The following is a 16,995-nucleotide window of genomic DNA, read 5'->3' on the forward strand; positions in this document are numbered from 1 at the left end:
AATTATTATCCATTTTTTAAAAATTATTCATGGATAATTTAGTGGTTATTCTTTTTTTCTTTTTTTAGGGTCAATTGACCCTAAAAATTGGTTTTCAGAATAGCCTAATTTATTTATTCCGCTAACCTTGGAAGGGTTGTTGCTCCGTGTGGCATTAGATTTATTGTAGCATTTTTATTCTCACCATCATAGGCGATTTTAAGGGCCTCTTCTAGTGTTTTAGTCAAAATGATTTTTGTCTTGCTAAGCAAGGCTGGCTCAATTTCTGAAACTAAAATTAGTTTATACTTTTCAGCGCACTCACAGAAAAAATATCCCACATATTTTGAAATAGTGTAATTTTCCCTAAGATCTTTTTCTCTGTCCAGCATATTATCAAAATCCAGTATCATATGCTTAACATCATCGCTTTCCCCAATACCTTCTTTGCATTGAGTAAGTATTATCATTGTCCCGCCATCAGCCACTGCTTCCTTAGCATTCATTAGAGTCTTTATAGATTGATAAAGATTGATATCCTTTGGATATCCTCCCGCACTAGCAATAACTATGTCTGATTTCTCTTTTATATTAACACCATCTATGCTATCTACTAGTTTTCTTCCTGCTTCATGAGCTGTAATATAATTTCCTGCAACTGCACCAGCTATATTTCCATCAGGTCCCATTATTACATTAAACATAAAGGAAGGCTTCACCATAGCGGCTGCTTCAAGCATGTCATTATGTATTGGATTTCCTACTATATTTCCAGAACATACTTCCTTTCTTCCACCAGTTCCAAATCCCTCATTCAGAGAAAGTGAGTGATTTGCGGATATGGACTTGAAGGAGGAAATACCAGGAAGTATTGACTTTTTCCCGCCTGACCAGCCCACAAGAAAATGATAGATAATCGCTCCAGTAAGCACTATATGATCGCATTCCACAGCTTTTTTATTTACTATGACAGGAGTTCCATAGCTTGTATCTCCTAGATAAGTCATGCTTTCTTCATCAAAGCAATCATGATCATATACCTGAAACCTGCCTGCCAGCTTTTCTCCGAGAAGCAATTCATGCTCTTTCCTAGTTTGCTTTCTGTGAGTGCCTTGTGCGGATAAGAATATGATATCTTCATCCTTAATTCCACCTGCGTTAAGCTCCTCAACAATTTTATATAAAAATTTGTGCGGCTTTTGCCAGCTTCTTGTGATATCAGAGATTATGATACAAACTGTTTCACCTTCATGCACTATATCTTTAAGTCTCCTGCTGTCAATAGGATTAAGCAGTGCCTCCTCTATAACCTCCTCTTCTGTCTTGTCCTGCTTAAATGGGTTGCTTTCTATTACCTGCAGCACATCTTTCTCCTCAATAGAGGCTTTCATAGCACCTTGTCCATAGTTCATTTCAATTTCTTTCATTTATAATAGCCCTCCTTGTATACAATATGGTGTTTGTAAATATTCGCCCCAAATTTACAAATTCACCCTTTTACTTTTCAATATAATACAATATGCTATATCCGTCAATAAACCGCATAGTAAAATAAAACGCCTTAAAATCATTTCAATCTCAAGGCGTTTACATTGTTTAAGCTCTGCTTTAAAACAGTGATATTATTTAAAAAAACTTTCTTTAAAGGTGATAGTCTTTTTATCGAGGTCCACTTCTGTTAAAACTCCATATGGAATTACGCCTCTTGGAGTAGCATGACCAAAGTTTATATTATACATTATAGGTAGCTCTTTATTTTCAATTATTTTATAGTAGATAGCTTTATACTCCTCATAATAGGCTTCATCCTGAGGTTTCCCAACAATTATACCTTCAATTACATTAAAGATTCCGGTATTTTTTAAAGCAGTAAGTTCTTTTTGAAATTCTTCCGGAGTTGGCTTTTCCTCACAGGTCTCAATAAATAATATTTTATCTTTCCACTGCTCTAGATTCGGAAACAAACCATATTTTTCACATACTGCTTTTTCATCTTCATAGCGATTATTTGTTAATATATCATATAAGCTTTCAAGACATCCTCCCAAAAGCCTTCCGCTAAATTTTCCTTTGCCTTGCAAAACTTCATACCCTCTTTTTTCTTCATGCTTTATTCTGCTGGTTCCAAGAGCTTCCCTAGAGAAGTCTGTCCTCTCCTCATACCACACATTACTGGATTCCAAGGAGCTTTCTTTTGGATTGCTAAAATACTTTAAAAATTCTTTTTTAGTATAAGGCAGCATTTCTTTATCTAATTCTGCTATATCAGAGGCAAAATTTGTGCCATAAAAAGTAGCCATGCCAAGCTTATGAAACATAAGATGATTAATGGTTGTATCTGAAAAGCCGGTGAATAATTTAGGGTTATTATGAACAGCTTCTATGAATTTTTTATCCTCCATTAAATATGGCAGAGTTCTATAGGTATCATCTCCACCTATGACACACATGATCCCTTTTATGGATTCATCATAAAAAGCATCCTTCAAGTCCTGTGCCCTTGCCTCTGGATGATTTTCTATATACTCTACGCCCTTCAATGTATTTTTCATAAAAACTGGTTCCAATCCAAATTCCTTTAATCTCTTTGTTCCTAATTCCACCTGGTGCTTTGCAAAGTCTTCTCCCAGCATTCCGCTAGACAAGCTTACAATAGCAATTTTATCTCCTTTAATTAATGTATTTGGTTTTTTCATATGAAATCCTTCCTTTCTCAGCAAAATAAATAATAAGCTATAACTTGATAAATTATACATACAATTTTCTCAACACTTACTTATATATATCAAGAATTAAATTAATTCTTCTAGCTATAACGAATGAATATACGTTCCCTACATTTACTTTGTCATCTACCCTTACAATAAAAGAATATCGTTTTCCGTCAATATATATAATCCTCTGATTTTTTCATAGTTATTGCTGTAACTATTCCATATTTATAAATATAATCTCTCTTAATAAAATCCATCATTGGTGCATAAGTGTTGAATATACCCAAAATAATCATAATTACTGGTGAAATTCTCTTTACTAATAATTTTATTATTTTGTCCTTGTTGCTCATTTTTCCTCCATTAGACCAAATATCTGTACTTATATATAAACCAATCGATATAAAAATGAATAAAATTAGCTCAAGAAAATAAATCATTAATTCTCCCAACAAGGATGCATCAGGAATTGACATAAAACTTTTAAATATATAAAATCCCATAAAATACATAAAAAAAAGTATAGAAGATATAGCTATAAAAACAGTTATTAGTGTCTTTATTTTTTTATTTGTTTTTTTAACTTCTGTATTATGATTAAATTCTCTTTTCTTTGATATTTTTTCTTTTGGTAGTTTAGCAACTAACTTAACCTTACAGTTTTTACATCTTAAGCCGCCATCTTTATACTCCATTTTACATCTTGGGCAAAACATATTAATCACCTCAATTATATAGAATTTGCTCAAACATCATAATTTGCGTAACCCATTAACGCGTATACTATCAAGTTCTTCCGCTTTTAAAGCACCAGCTTCATATAGTCTCAAATATTCCTTTGATACATCGCTGTCAAAAATTAAAATATCATCAGAATTAATAGTAACATCAACTCCAGACCGAAAAAGTTTCTTAATGGGATGATTATTTAATTCCTTAACCCTGCCAAGCTTTATATTGCTGGTAGGAGTTATATTTAATCGTATATGATTACTTATTAAAAAATTTATTGCTTCTTCTGAATTTACAGCCGCAATACCATGCTGCACTTCGTCCAATTCCAGCAGCTCTACTCCTTTTTTTACATCTTCAGCGGTTCCCCACTCTCCAATATGTGCTTTAAGCCTCAATCCTTTCTGCTTGGCTTTTCTATAGATTGGAACAAAATTTTCAATAGGCTGAGCTAATTCATCTCCATATAAGTCAATAGAATAAAATATGGTTTTGTCCCAGAAAGGTTCTAAACAGGTTAAGAGATAGTCTATGGGACAATGTCTTGATAAACCTATCTGCAATCTCAGCTCCACTTCCGGTGCTATGCTTTGATTAGCTGCTTGAAATGTATCTATTAATTCCTCTATATTATTATTAAAAAATTCTCCTAAGCCCCAAACATCTTCTCCAATCTCCAAAATTTTAATACCGTCCTCTTTGGCTTGTACAAAGGTAGCCTCAATTAAAAATTTCCTCATCTCTTTATTATTAAAGCTTTCACCCATGTATTTGTTATTCCAATCATGCATAGCCTGCATTGAGGATAAAACTTCATGAAGGAATGGAATTTCTATTCCCGTTTTAAGCTTAATATATTCTCTGCTCCCACCTAATACGAAGTGATTATGCAAATCTGCTTTAGGTATCCTCCTTAAATCAGCTACATCCAGATTTCTTAAGGCCTTTATAAATTTTTCTGAATAAAAATCTCTCATTTTTATTTTCTCCCTTGCATCAAGCACTCATCAATATTTATTCCTAATTATAGCATTTATGTAATTCAAGTAAAAGAAATTATGTTAATGCATTAAAAAAGCAGTAGATTCTCATATCTACCGCTAAAATTACAAAATAAAATTGATTTTCACTATTTTTGGGTTACCCTAACACAAGTATGGTATTTTCGGTACCACTAATATACATATCATAGGATAAAAGTATAACCATGTCAAGAAATATTTTGAATATATGAGAATAATAGAAATGCTATCCCTTATTCAAATGGAGCTGCATTACAAAGCTTGCTAACAAGTTTTCTTTATTTCTAGCATTAATTTATACTAAAACAGCAGAGTTTAAAAAAGAGTATGTTTTAAATTAAGGAGGATCTCATGGAAAAACAAAGCGAAACAAATAAAGAAGCTTGGTCTTATAAAGCCTATGAATTCTGGACAAATAACTTAGGTTCGCCTGCAGGCTTTGCTCAAGAGCTAAAGAAGCAGCCAGAAAAACATTTGCGAAGGCATCTTGAATACCTTGGTGATGTTAAAGGGAAAAAAGTTGCCAATTTGCTTGGCTCTTGCGGTAAAAAGGCCATACCCCTAGCACTACTAGGTGCCGATGTAACTATTGTAGATATTTCTGAGCAGAACAAAAATTATGCCCTGGAAACTGCCAAAGAAGCTGGAGTTAATTTAAATTATATAGTATCCGATTTTTTAGCTTTAGACCTTTCAAATATGCAAAATAGTTTTGATATTGTTTATCTTGAAGGAGGAATATTACATTACTTTTCAGATCTAAATGAGCTTGCAGAAAGAATTTATCGTCTGTTGAAGCTTGGCGGAAAACTAATTTTAAATGATTTTCATCCCATAAGAAAAATATTTAAGATTCGTGATATTTTCGACTGCAGAGAGGATGCCTTAGAGCTTACAGGTGACTACTTTGAAGATGCCCTACAAATTAGTGATGTAGCACATGAAAAGTTTTTTACAGAGAAGGAACGGGAAAAGTTTCCGAAATGCCTTTTAAGATATTGGACAATGGGAGAGATTATTACTTCTTTTGCCACAGCAGGCTTTGTCATAGAAAAATTGACAGAAGGTCCGAGGTTTGACGAGCATAAAAATATTCCTGGCGAATTTACCTTAATAGCGTATAAATTAAAAATTGAAAAATAAGGCTATGTTTTAAAAGAATGTTGATAAAGGCGTTTTTCGTCTAGCATGGTTTCTTTCAGAACCCATGTAAGTAACTCTAAGGGTCGCTTTATTATAATTGGCTACCAATTTTAATGCGCCCTCCATGGCGCTAAAATTGCTTTGCCCGTCCTGGGCAAAATTACGCCAATTATAAGTCGCAATCCCTAAGAGTTCCTAAAACTCAAACGATAATATCAACATTTTAAAACATAGCCCCATAGAACTGAATGAAGTTTTAAATCAGTGTAAAAATCAACACTGATTTAAAACAGAACCAAAGATAATAAGCAATAGGATATCTTAATCTCAGATATCCTATTGCCCTGCTATAACAGCTTGAATTTTTTATAAGCTATTTTCTTGAACCTTCCCACTGCCATTCACGAATCTCTGGAAGGTCTAAGCCCACCTCTGCAATATATTCCTTATGAGCAACTAGCTTGTCACGCATTAACTGACATAGATAATCGCCCTTGCTACCTAGGTTTGGAAGGCTATTAACAACATCCTGCACTAAATGGAAACGGTCAATCTTATTTTGAACACGCATATCAAATGGTGTAGTAATCGTTCCTTCTTCCTGATATCCAAATACATGAATATTATGATTATGACGAGAATAAGTAAGCTCATGTATTAATGATGGATAACCATGGAAAGCAAATATTACTGGCTTATCCTTTGTAAATAAAGAGTCAAATTCTGCATCAGTAAGTCCATGTGGATGATCTTCATTTGACTTAAGTTTCATTAAATCAACTACATTCACCACTCTAACCTTTAATTCTGGCAAATACTCACGTAATATAGAAACAGTTGCTATAGTTTCAAGAGTTGGAGTATCTCCGCAGCAAGCCAATACTACATCTGGTTCACTACCTTGATCATTGCTTGCCCAATCCCAAATACCAATACCTTGCTTACAATGCTTAATAGCCTGCTCCATATTAAGCCATTGACTGCTTGGATGCTTTGAGGTAACCATAACATTTATATTATGCTTAGTTCTCATACATTGATCAAATACAGCTAAAAGGCAGTTAGCATCTGGTGGAAGATACATACGAATTATGCTCGCCTTCTTATCTGCTGCATGTCCAAGGAATCCTGGATCTTGGTGAGTGTATCCATTATGATCCTGCTGCCATACATTAGAAGATAGTATGTAGTTCAAGGAAGCTATATCCTTTCTCCATGGAAGCTCTGAAGTAACCTTAAGCCACTTTGCATGCTGGCTGAACATTGAATCTACAACACGGATAAACGCTTCATAGCTTGCAAAGAAGCCATGACGTCCAGTCAATAAATAACCTTCTAACCAGCCTTCACACATATGCTCACTCAAATAGGAATCCATTACTCTTCCATCTTTTTCAAGGAATTCGTCATTTTCAACCTTTGCTCCATTCCAATCACGTTTAGTAACCTCAAATACCTTTGCTAAACGGTTTGACATTGTTTCATCAGGTCCAAAAATACGGAAGTTCTTGTTTTCCTTATTTAGCTCAAACACATCTCTAACATATCCACCTAGCTCTATCATATCTTGAGCCTTGACAGCCCCTGGTGCTGGAACCTCTACAGCATATTGACGGAAATCAGGTAAACGCAAGTCACGCAGTAAAAGTCCTCCGTTAGCATGTGGATTAGAACCCATACGTTGATTTCCATTAGGAGACATTGCTGCTACTTCAGGAACAACCTTTCCATTTTCATCGAATAATTCTTCTGGTCTATAGCTTTCTAGCCATTCCTTTAATTGTTCAAGATGCTCAGGCTTTTCCATAGACATAGGTACTTGGTGAGCACGGAAGGTACCTTCAATCTGATTGCCATCCACTACCTTTGGTCCTGTCCATCCTTTTGGAGTTCTTAATACTATCATTGGCCACATTGGACGAGTAAGATCTCCAGTTTCAATCGCATGTCTCTTTATTGCCTTAATTTCTTCTATTATTTTATCTAGTGTTTCAGCCATTAATTTATGCATAACCATTGGCTCGCCACCTTCAACAAAGTAAGGTTTCCATCCGCAGCCTTCAAAGAATTTCTGAACCTCTTCTTTTGAAATACGTGCAAAAACAGTTGGATTGCTTATCTTATATCCATTCAAATGAAGTATTGGCAATACCACACCGTCATTAACTGGATTTAAGAACTTATTTGAATGCCATGCAGTAGCAAGTGGACCAGTTTCTGCTTCCCCATCACCTACCACACAAGCTGTAATAAGCCCTGGATTATCAAACACGGAACCAAAAGCATGAGCTAAAGAATAACCAAGTTCTCCGCCTTCATTTATAGAACCTGGAGTTTCAGGAGCAACATGGCTGGATATTCCGCAAGGGAAAGAAAATTGTTTAAAAAGCTTTTTTAAGCCTTCAGTATCTTGGCTTACATTAGGATAAACTTCGCTGTAAGAGCCTTCTACGTAAGTATTAGCTACCATGAAGTTTCCACCGTGTCCTGGACCAGAAATATAAACCATATCCAGATCATACTTCTTTATTACACGATTTAAATGGGTATAAACAAAATTTTGTCCTGGAACCGTACCCCAGTGTCCTACTATTTTACGTTTTACATGATCCATAGTTAATGGTTCACGTAACAATGGATTGTCTAATAAATATAACTGTCCTGCTGATAAATAATTTACTGTACGGAAATACGCATCCATTTTTTCTAGTAATTCTTGTGTTATAGGTCCTTTTTCAATACAATCACTATAATTTGACATAAAATCCTCCTCGAAGTGAAAAAATGCTTTACTATAAATAATTATATAGCATCGTTATATAATTAACGATAGGAAAACGGCTATTTTGTCAAATCCTTCACAAAATTGGAGAATCATTATAATGTTCATCAGAGTGGTTAAATAATATATATATATTAAAGATGCATGATAGCTTAATTCAACATTTTTTTCAAAAGATAACGGTTTCAGGAGTATAATAAAAACATTGTGATATTCTAATCAAGGGATTATTTTACAAAAAACAAAAGCAGTCAAAAGGGGGGCTACCGATTGCTTTATTTTTGGGGGATTACTACTATTTAATTATCCTATGAGTATATAATAATATAGCTTTATGTTTATATGATGTGTACATAATGTGTTCTTTATGTGAGAATAATATTTCTCTTCTATGCTCTATTTTCTTATATACACTCCACCATGGTAGCAAATAAATCTATCCGCATCATAGCCTAATATTTTTATTATGTCTTTCTTTGCTTTTACCATATCTAAAGTAAATTGAGGATTCGCCACTATCAATTTATTATTCTTTAATGCAGCGGCATCGCCTGCTATTACAGTTTTCCTATTGCTTAAAAACAAGGATATATGACCCGGAGTGTGTCCAGCAGTAGCTACAATTTCACAGCCGCCACACCAATCCATAACTTCACCATCATGCACCCTTATATCTACATCAACAGGCTTAACCTTTCTAAGCATTTCACAAAACGCTTTACCAAAAGCTTTTTTCTCACCTTGTAAAGTTTTTTCAAATTCTTCTGCCTGCTCTAACCTTAAGGATTTCTTTTCTCCATTAATATACGGTGCTTCTACTTCACTTGCAACAATTTTTATATTAGGATATTTCGCCTTAAAATCTGCTGCTGCTCCCATATGATCATGATGAGTGATCAAAATTTTAGTGAGCTTTTTGCCTCAATAGCACCTTCTATAATAGGCATGAGACCTACATACCCACAGTCCACCAAAATCATTTCATTATCATCCTGTAAAATAACAGGATGAATAGCATCTTCTGTATCTCCAAATTTGAACTTTATATCTAAGACAGTTATTTTTTCCATAAGATTGCCTCCATAAAAAATATGCTTTTATAAGCAGTCCTAAAAACTTACCTCTCTTAATCAATGAGTTTTTCTTCTTTCATTTTTTAATAGAATTCCCAAAAGTGTTATCCTCTCACATTTCTCTTTTCTGAAATGAATATTATTTATCTGCCAATTCGCATATCATTTTTATAAACTGTTCTTTTCCAGCAGTATAAGAAGCCCTATCCTTAGGGAATCTCTCTGCTAATTTCTTCTTTAAATCACAGTATTGCTGCGCATATTCAGGCTGACCATTAAGAAAATCTCGAAATTTTATGACTGCGGCTAAATCTTCATTGCCCTTTTCATAGCAGTGTATGTGATGGGTTGATATGTGTCCATCCTTACGTTTTACAAAGAGATACCGTCCAACTACTCCGCTTTCACCACAAGCATCATAGCCAGCAGCAAGCATTCCTTCTTTATTTAATTGAGCTAGTGCTTTTACCTCCACAGCTAAATCCAAAATTGGTTTTGCCCATATTCCCTTAATAGAAGTGCTGCCAATATGCTGAATGTCAATAACATTTTCTCCTAATATAACCTCCAGCTGCTGTATAACTTTTTTAGCTTCTTCTTCCCATTTTTCATCGTGAGGAATCAATTTTACTTCGTACCTTTCTACTCCTAACAAAGCCACCATTCCTTTCTCTCATTATATTGTATGCTTATTCATATCTATCTGACAAAATCATTTACCGACTGCTCTTCGCTAGCACCTTCTTTAGACCAGTCCCCTTCAATTCCATGATGTTCTCTTAAAATATGTCCAAGCTCATGGATTATGTTATACCATTGAAAATAAAGCTTATGAAATTCGCCTGTTGCTATTTCACTTTCAAATAGACTTATAAATGGCTACTTTGTTTCTTCATCTCCCATGTCCCACATTCCGGTTAAAATTTTTCTCTCCTCCATTGAAATCTTTCCTTTATCAAGTAAACCTATAGCTTTTTCTATAATTTACAACTGTTAGAAACAATTATACCATATTTATACTCACATTCCAGTTACTTCTCAAACGATAAATAGCTCCCAGAAATATGCTTATCTCTGAGAGCTATTATATTTATTACTAAGGTTCTGTTTTAAATCAGTGTTGATTTTTACGCTGATTTAAAATTTCCTTCAGTACGGGAGGTTATGTTTTAAAATGTTGATATTATCGTTTGAGTTCTAGGAACTCTTAGGGATTGCGACTTATAATTGGCGTAATTTTGCCCAGGACGGGCAAAGCAATTTTAGCGCCATGGACGACGCATTAAAATTGGTAGCCAATTATAACAAAGCAGCCCCTAGAGTTACTCACATGGGTTCTGAAAGAAACCATGCCAGACGAAAAACGCCTTTATCAACATCCTTTTAAAACATAGCCATTAATAAAAGAAGATTGTAAATTAAATAATACTAATGAGAAATACCATAATACGTTAAAATCTTATCCTTTTGGTTTTCAGGGCAGTAAATCTCACTTCCTCCTGTACTATATAACTCGAATCCTTCATCATTAATAACTGGATACAATGTTGAAATATCCTCACGAGCGAATATTGATATCAAGATTTTGTTAAATACTTCTTCGCTGGATCTAAGCTTAATATTAGCAATTGGTTTCCCAAGCTTCCATGTATGCGATGAATCTTTATCTAATACGTGAATATAGATATTACCCTTCATTTCAAAATATTCATTTGTATCATCACTATTCGCTTTACGTCCCCAGTATCCAATCTCTCCTGATTTTGCTATGACAGCATCTTTAGACATACTTTTGTTTCCTGAACGCACCATCATAACCCAACCAACAGGAATCAGCTCTAATGAAATGCTTATGATTAAAAAAATTATTGGAATAATAATATAGCGTTTTTTAGAAGCCTTTCCTCTACGTTTTTTTAATATCCATATAATTATAAATATCCCATTTAACGTTATAAAGAATAATGCTAGAAAAAATAAAATAACCATTATTAAGAAAAATCCTAATACCACCATTACACCCCTTAATCTAAATATATTAAAAGTATATTTAATTATCAATAAATCAATTATCTTCTAAATATATAATAGCATAAAAAATTCAGTATTTTTCTTTCTGGATTACTAATTTACTTATTATACTCCATCCATGTCTCCATAACATCCTCCAGTTCCTCATTTAACTTTTCTTTTTTAGAAAGAAGCTCCCTCAGTTCTTCATAGCTTTCTCCTGCTTTATTCATAGCCTCTTCTACTTCCTTAAGCTGCTTTTCCAAGAGATCTATTTCATCCTCTAATTTGAGTTTTTCTGTTTCTCTCTTCTTTTTTTCATCTGAGTTTTTAATTTTTTTAACTTTTTCCTTCTTGGGTTCTTGCTCCTTTTGAGGCTCTAGTTTCAATTCTTCCTGCTTGGTTTTATAATAATCATAATTTCCAAGATAAGTTTTAAAGGCTTTATTTTCAATAGCTATAACCCTTTGCCCTATTTTATTTATAAAATATCTATCATGAGATATGAAAAATATAGTTCCCTTAAAATTTTCTAAAGCCTCTTCCAGGGTTTCTATAGACGCAATATCTAAGTGGTTTGTGGGTTCATCAAGTATCAGTAAATTTATATCCTCATAAAGCATTATGCTTAGCTTAAGTCTTATCTTTTCTCCACCGGACAGCTGCTTTACTTTTTTAAATACACTTTTCCCAAAAAACATAAACTTAGATAGGTATTCTCTTGCCTTTCCCTCCAGAATAACAATATTTTCTCTAAAGCATTCCAAAGCAGTGAGCTCCTCATTAGGAAACTTAATATTTTGCGGAAGATAGGCAAGTTTAACATTTGCCCCCAGCTCCACCCTGCCGCTATCAGCATCTTCTTCACCTAAAAGCATCCTTAAGAACGTAGTTTTACCACAGCCATTAGGTCCTATGAGAGCTGCTCTTTCTCCATAGTTTACTAATAGCTCTGCATTCTTAAATATTTTTTTATCCTGAAAACTCTTGCATAATTCTTCTGCCTTTATTGTCTCATTTCCAGACCTTTCAGCTGCTTTAAAGTCAAGCTTCATATTTTTCTTCTCAAATTTTGGTTTTTCTATTCTATCCATTTTATCTAGCTTTATTTGAATGCTGGTTGCCCGTCTGAAGAATTTATTATTATCCGCTCTCATGGCCCAGTCTCGAAGCTCTTTTACTGTGTTTTCCATGGACTTTATCTCTTTTTGCTGCTCTCTGAAATCCTCATACTGAATTCTCATATTTTCTTCTTTTTGATTAATATAAGAAGAATAATTTCCTTTGTAGGTTATAGCCTCCATATCTTCTATTTCTACTATTTTTGTAACTACATTATCAAGGAAGTATCTATCATGAGATACCGTGATCACAATGCCTTTATAATTTTTAAGATAATCCTCCAGCCATTCAATGGATTCCATATCCAAATGATTGGTAGGTTCATCTAAGAGAAGAATGTCTGGATTATCTATAAGCAATTTTCCAAGCACCACCGTAGTTTTTTCTCCTCCGCTTAGCAAGTTAAAATCCTTGTTTAAAAAGCTTTCGCTAAATTTTAACCCAGTACATACCTTGCCCAACTTTTCATCTATATCATAACCTCCTTTAGTTTCGTAGTGCTCTTGAAGCTTACTATATTGGTTAAGGATTTTTTCTAAAGCCTCTCCTTCTAAATCTTTCATTCTATCTTCTAATTCTCTCATCTTCTTTTCTATAGCATAGATTTCATCGAAAGCAAGCTTTAAAACATCTATCACCTTTATTTGCTGAGAATAATTTGGTATCTGCTCCAAATAAGCAGCGGTAGCCCCTCTGGTTATAGAGATCCAGCCTTCGTCATATCCATAGCTTGAGGTCTGAGGATATCCTGGATAATAATTCATAGGCTCAATACCCGCTATTAGCTTAAGAATAGTACTTTTACCGCTTCCATTGACTCCTACTATCCCTACCTTTTCTCCTGCATAAACCTGAAAGCTTATATTTTTCAGCACAAGAGTTGCTTCCATATATTTTTTTATACCATTTACGGTCAATTCAATCATTTCAATTCCTTCTTTCATAAATAATATCTTCTTTATGAAATAGGCATATAAAGGTTCGATTTTAAATCGATGTTGATCTCTACACCAATTTAAAACATAGCCAAATTAAAAAGACCGCAAGAAGATATATTCCTCTCACGGCCCAAAATACTCTATTATAATTCTAAAAAATTAGCGTAAATAAATGCAATATTACCTATAATCAGCAATATTACTTTTAAAATACCTAATTAAATCACAATAATGAATTTCAGAAAAGTAAGTTACCTTCTAAATGCCACATTTCATAAAGAGTAACACAAATAAACCTATACGGTTAGGCAAATTAAAAACCCTTTAAAAAATACATATTAATTTAAAATAAATCAATATTTAGCAATTAGCTGGTGTCATACTGTACTTTCCCCTTTCATCTTTAACCTTGACCATGCCTCTAATAATTATATCAACATTCTCTTAAAACATAGTCATTTTCCTTTATAGTAACATTTTTCTAAATATAAGTAAATACATTAATGAAACATCTTTTTCAAATGAAGTTCTATAGTAAAAATACTTACTACTACTGCAATAATTTGCAAATATATTATTAATCCATACAATGTTTTTTCCGGTAAAGCTCTCGGAACTACTGCCAATAAAATTTGTATCACTGCAGTTATTAAGAAAGTTATTCTAAAAACTTTACCTGAATATTTATCGGCTTCTACCCATGTATAGTTATTTTTACGAGCTCTTAAAGACTTGTATCCAACGCTTGTATCTGGAAATTTTGAATGATGCTTGTCACAAAACGCTCCTGTGAAATAAAAACACCCATTGAAAATAATTATAAATATTAATATACCTAGCATATTCTCCCTCATAGCAAAAACGCATCATTTTTTTAATTATACTGTAAAGCTTATATTTTATTTATTGCTTCTATCACTTCTTTTTAAAAATATACCTGTAGCTATCAATGCAATTATTGAAGCTGGTACGGCATCATGAAAAAAAGTTCTTATATAATATTCATCAAATTTATCCCACAAGGTCGCTCCCTCTATCCAATCTATAACTTTTAACTTGGTATTAATAACATATCCTATAGTAAAGAACGAAATTATAAAGGAAGTTATAAAGATTATACTAACTCTTATTCTTTTACCCAAAATTATCACCCTTAATTTTAAGTGCTGTTTTAAATCAGTGCCTTTATATCCTGAAAATCTTCTACATAATAATCAGCATAAGCCTTTAAATCCTGTAATTCCTCTTTACTCCTCTTTAATAGATATCCCGTCAATATAGTTTTCATTCCTATTTCTTTAGCTGATTTTAATTCCTGTGATCCTCCGTCCCCCACAAAAATGCAATTCTCAGCTTTTACTTTCAGCTTTTTTAATGCTGCTTCATATATTTCAATTTCAGGTTTTACATGTCCAACTTCGTAGGAAAATATTGTTTCATGAAATAAATTGCTGAGCGGGTTTTCTTTCCAATGCATTACATCAATAACATCAGCATTGCTTATAACACATAGTTTTTTACCCCTCTTTCTAAGTTCAGAAAGTACATTAATTACTTTTTCATCCACCTCCGATAATGCTTGTCTAAATCTATTTTCTCTCAGTTTTAGTATTTCCATCTTTTGTTCTATAGTAGCATTTAATCCTGCATTTTCCAATATGTTTTCAATGATTTTTTCAGGATTTTTTTCCTGACCCAATGCTCTTTTCAAATATAGCTTCTCATCTTCAGCATATTTTTCCCATTCTTCTTTAGTTATGCTTAATACATCATTTTCATTCCTAAAATAACTATATTTAGGCACAACCAGCGTAAAAAACAAATCAAACATTATAACCTTTATCTCATTCATATAAAAATCTCCATACAATTACAAATTATTTCCCGGAAAATATTTTACCATATTACATAAATAAAAGCTGTATGCTAACGAAGTTAAATAATCGACACTTCCTTAACATACAGCTAAAATTATAAGTTTTTAGCTATTTCGCTTAAGCTTTTAGACAGCTCCGCTAATTTTTGTATATTTGCTGTTATTTCTTGGGAGGCAGCTGCTTGTTCTTCACTTGAAATTAAAGTAGTATTACTCTTTTGACTGGTCTCCTCTACAGCTGATTTTATATTTTCAGTAATTTCTCTTATCTTAGGCACCGTGCCTTTAGTCTGCTGAGAAAGTCTTCTTATTTCTTTAGCCACTATGCTAAAACCTCTTCCTGCTTCTCCAGCTCTAGCCGCCTCTATAGAAGCATTTAATCCTAATATATTTGTCTCATCAGATATTTCCTTAATGAACTTTGATATACTATATATTTCCTCCAGCGAATTATAAATAGATTTTATATCACTGCTAAGTTCTAATTCTACTGTATGTATATTAGAGGCTGAAGCGGCCAATTGCTCCACACTAGAAGATATATTAGTTAGTCCATCTCTCAAATCTATGGAGGAATTTTCTAGAGTCTTTGCTATAGTCTTAGGCAATACAATATTCAAAGAGCCTGCCACTATATTTTCATCTTCTTCGTCAAACAACGGATAACTCATAGTAATGGCAGGTATTCCAAACCTTTCTCCATCATCCTGATAAATAGCAAGTTTTTTTGTTTTCATAGAAATACTTGAAGTACTGCTTTCCTCTAAGGGATCCCCAATTTTTATCTTTGTAATATCAAATTTTTGTGATTTTTGTATTTTTACTATGTTTTCTAAATCTGAAACATAGATAAATACCCCTTCTGGAAACATTTCTGCCATACTAGGAGCAAAATGCTGAAAGCTCCTCACAACTGGATGAACTATTGGTATAGCAAAGGAAACAGCTCCTACCACTTCATCATTTCCATCAACCAATGGGGTTGCCGTAATCTTAACGTATACTCCATTTCTCACACTATATACCTTTTTTGATAAGGTCTTCTTCTCATCCATGCACTTTTTTTCCACACTAGCCTCATATACCTTTGAACCAATTTGAAATTCATCAGTAGTAAGTGTATCTGAGGATATTCTCCAAGTTACGATTTCACCTTCAATAACCACATAAATAGCTCCACCAGGTATTTCATTAATCTGAAATTCTGCTGAAGCCTTAAAGCCTTCTAAATCTGCTAATTTAATCATATTAGTGATGCCTCCAAATGCTTATTAAAACATGCATAGAACTCTAAATTTTAACAAGTTTACTTCGAATATATCACTAATTACTTTTAATCTTCAACATAATCGCATAATACTTTACAATTGTTAATATTTTTTAATCTTAGCCAGAATTCCAGATGGAGCAAAGCCTATATCAACAGCTTAAACCATAACCTAATCTTTATAATTCTCCAGCAGCAATAAGTTTTATATTAAGCTTTATTAAATGGCTATTCTGAAAACCAATTTTTAGGGTCAATTGACCCTAAAAAAAGAAAAAAAGAATAACCACTAAATTATCCATGAATAATTTTTAAAAAATGGATAATAATTAAAATG

15 protein-coding genes are annotated in these 16,995 nt (G+C 33.3%); 1 reads left to right on the forward strand and 14 read right to left on the reverse strand.

Features of this window, described 5'->3' with window-relative positions; genetic code table 11:
- Positions 1-113 precede the first annotated feature (113 nt).
- The 4 genes from larA to IAI10_RS23245 all read right to left on the reverse strand — a co-directional run bounded on the left by larA (position 114) and on the right by IAI10_RS23245 (position 4,402).
- Positions 114-1,406 carry a nickel-dependent lactate racemase gene (gene larA, locus IAI10_RS23230; RefSeq protein ID WP_315675703.1) on the reverse strand — a complete coding sequence of 431 codons (1,293 nt, stop codon included), beginning with the start codon at positions 1,404-1,406 and terminating at the stop codon, positions 114-116.
- 195 nt (positions 1,407-1,601) lie between these two features.
- Positions 1,602-2,675, reverse strand: a complete 1,074-nt coding sequence (locus tag IAI10_RS23235) for an LD-carboxypeptidase (RefSeq protein WP_315675704.1) — start codon at positions 2,673-2,675, stop codon at positions 1,602-1,604.
- A gap of 188 nt (positions 2,676-2,863) precedes the next feature.
- The gene (locus tag IAI10_RS23240; protein WP_315675705.1) at positions 2,864-3,388 is read right to left on the reverse strand and encodes a hypothetical protein; all 525 of its coding nucleotides are present in this window, start codon (positions 3,386-3,388) and stop codon (positions 2,864-2,866) included.
- Between the two features lie 57 nt (positions 3,389-3,445).
- Positions 3,446-4,402, reverse strand: coding sequence for an adenosine deaminase (locus tag IAI10_RS23245; RefSeq protein WP_315675706.1), 957 nt, complete (start codon positions 4,400-4,402; stop codon positions 3,446-3,448).
- Between the two features lie 396 nt (positions 4,403-4,798).
- On the opposite strand from IAI10_RS23245, the gene IAI10_RS23250 reads away from it, so the two are divergent.
- Positions 4,799-5,590, forward strand: coding sequence for a class I SAM-dependent methyltransferase (locus tag IAI10_RS23250; protein ID WP_315675707.1), 792 nt, complete (start codon positions 4,799-4,801; stop codon positions 5,588-5,590).
- 373 nt (positions 5,591-5,963) lie between these two features.
- Here IAI10_RS23250 and IAI10_RS23255 read toward each other — a convergent pair whose 3' ends face one another.
- The 10 genes from IAI10_RS23255 to IAI10_RS23300 form a co-directional block, all read right to left on the reverse strand.
- Entirely contained in the window at positions 5,964-8,351 is a 2,388-nt protein-coding gene (locus tag IAI10_RS23255) for a phosphoketolase family protein (protein WP_315675708.1), read from the reverse strand.
- A gap of 417 nt (positions 8,352-8,768) precedes the next feature.
- Complete coding sequence (locus IAI10_RS23260) at positions 8,769-9,251, reverse strand: MBL fold metallo-hydrolase (RefSeq protein ID WP_315675709.1); 483 nt, start codon at positions 9,249-9,251, stop codon at positions 8,769-8,771.
- A gap of 17 nt (positions 9,252-9,268) precedes the next feature.
- Complete coding sequence (locus IAI10_RS23265; protein ID WP_315675710.1) at positions 9,269-9,442, reverse strand: hypothetical protein; 174 nt, start codon at positions 9,440-9,442, stop codon at positions 9,269-9,271.
- 142 nt (positions 9,443-9,584) lie between these two features.
- Positions 9,585-10,109: a GrpB family protein gene (locus IAI10_RS23270; protein WP_315675711.1), complete on the reverse strand. Its 525-nt coding sequence runs from the start codon at positions 10,107-10,109 to the stop codon at positions 9,585-9,587.
- Between the two features lie 764 nt (positions 10,110-10,873).
- Positions 10,874-11,461, reverse strand: a complete 588-nt coding sequence (locus tag IAI10_RS23275; protein WP_315675712.1) for a hypothetical protein — start codon at positions 11,459-11,461, stop codon at positions 10,874-10,876.
- Positions 11,462-11,574: 113 nt separating this feature from the next.
- Positions 11,575-13,503, reverse strand: coding sequence for a ribosomal protection-like ABC-F family protein (gene abc-f / locus IAI10_RS23280; protein ID WP_315675717.1), 1,929 nt, complete (start codon positions 13,501-13,503; stop codon positions 11,575-11,577).
- 512 nt (positions 13,504-14,015) lie between these two features.
- Positions 14,016-14,357: an SdpI family protein gene (locus IAI10_RS23285; protein ID WP_315675713.1), complete on the reverse strand. Its 342-nt coding sequence runs from the start codon at positions 14,355-14,357 to the stop codon at positions 14,016-14,018.
- A gap of 57 nt (positions 14,358-14,414) precedes the next feature.
- Complete coding sequence (locus IAI10_RS23290) at positions 14,415-14,657, reverse strand: hypothetical protein (protein ID WP_315675714.1); 243 nt, start codon at positions 14,655-14,657, stop codon at positions 14,415-14,417.
- 29 nt (positions 14,658-14,686) lie between these two features.
- The gene (locus tag IAI10_RS23295) at positions 14,687-15,367 is read right to left on the reverse strand and encodes an HAD family hydrolase (protein ID WP_315675715.1); all 681 of its coding nucleotides are present in this window, start codon (positions 15,365-15,367) and stop codon (positions 14,687-14,689) included.
- 119 nt (positions 15,368-15,486) lie between these two features.
- Positions 15,487-16,638 (reverse strand): methyl-accepting chemotaxis protein, encoded by a 1,152-nt coding sequence (locus tag IAI10_RS23300; protein ID WP_315675716.1) that lies wholly within the window; start codon positions 16,636-16,638, stop codon positions 15,487-15,489.
- Between the last annotated feature and the right edge of the window lie 357 nt (positions 16,639-16,995).

It is taken from the genome of Clostridium sp. 19966, assembly GCF_032335695.1.
Classification (GTDB): Bacteria; Bacillota; Clostridia; order Clostridiales; family Clostridiaceae; genus JACTOJ01.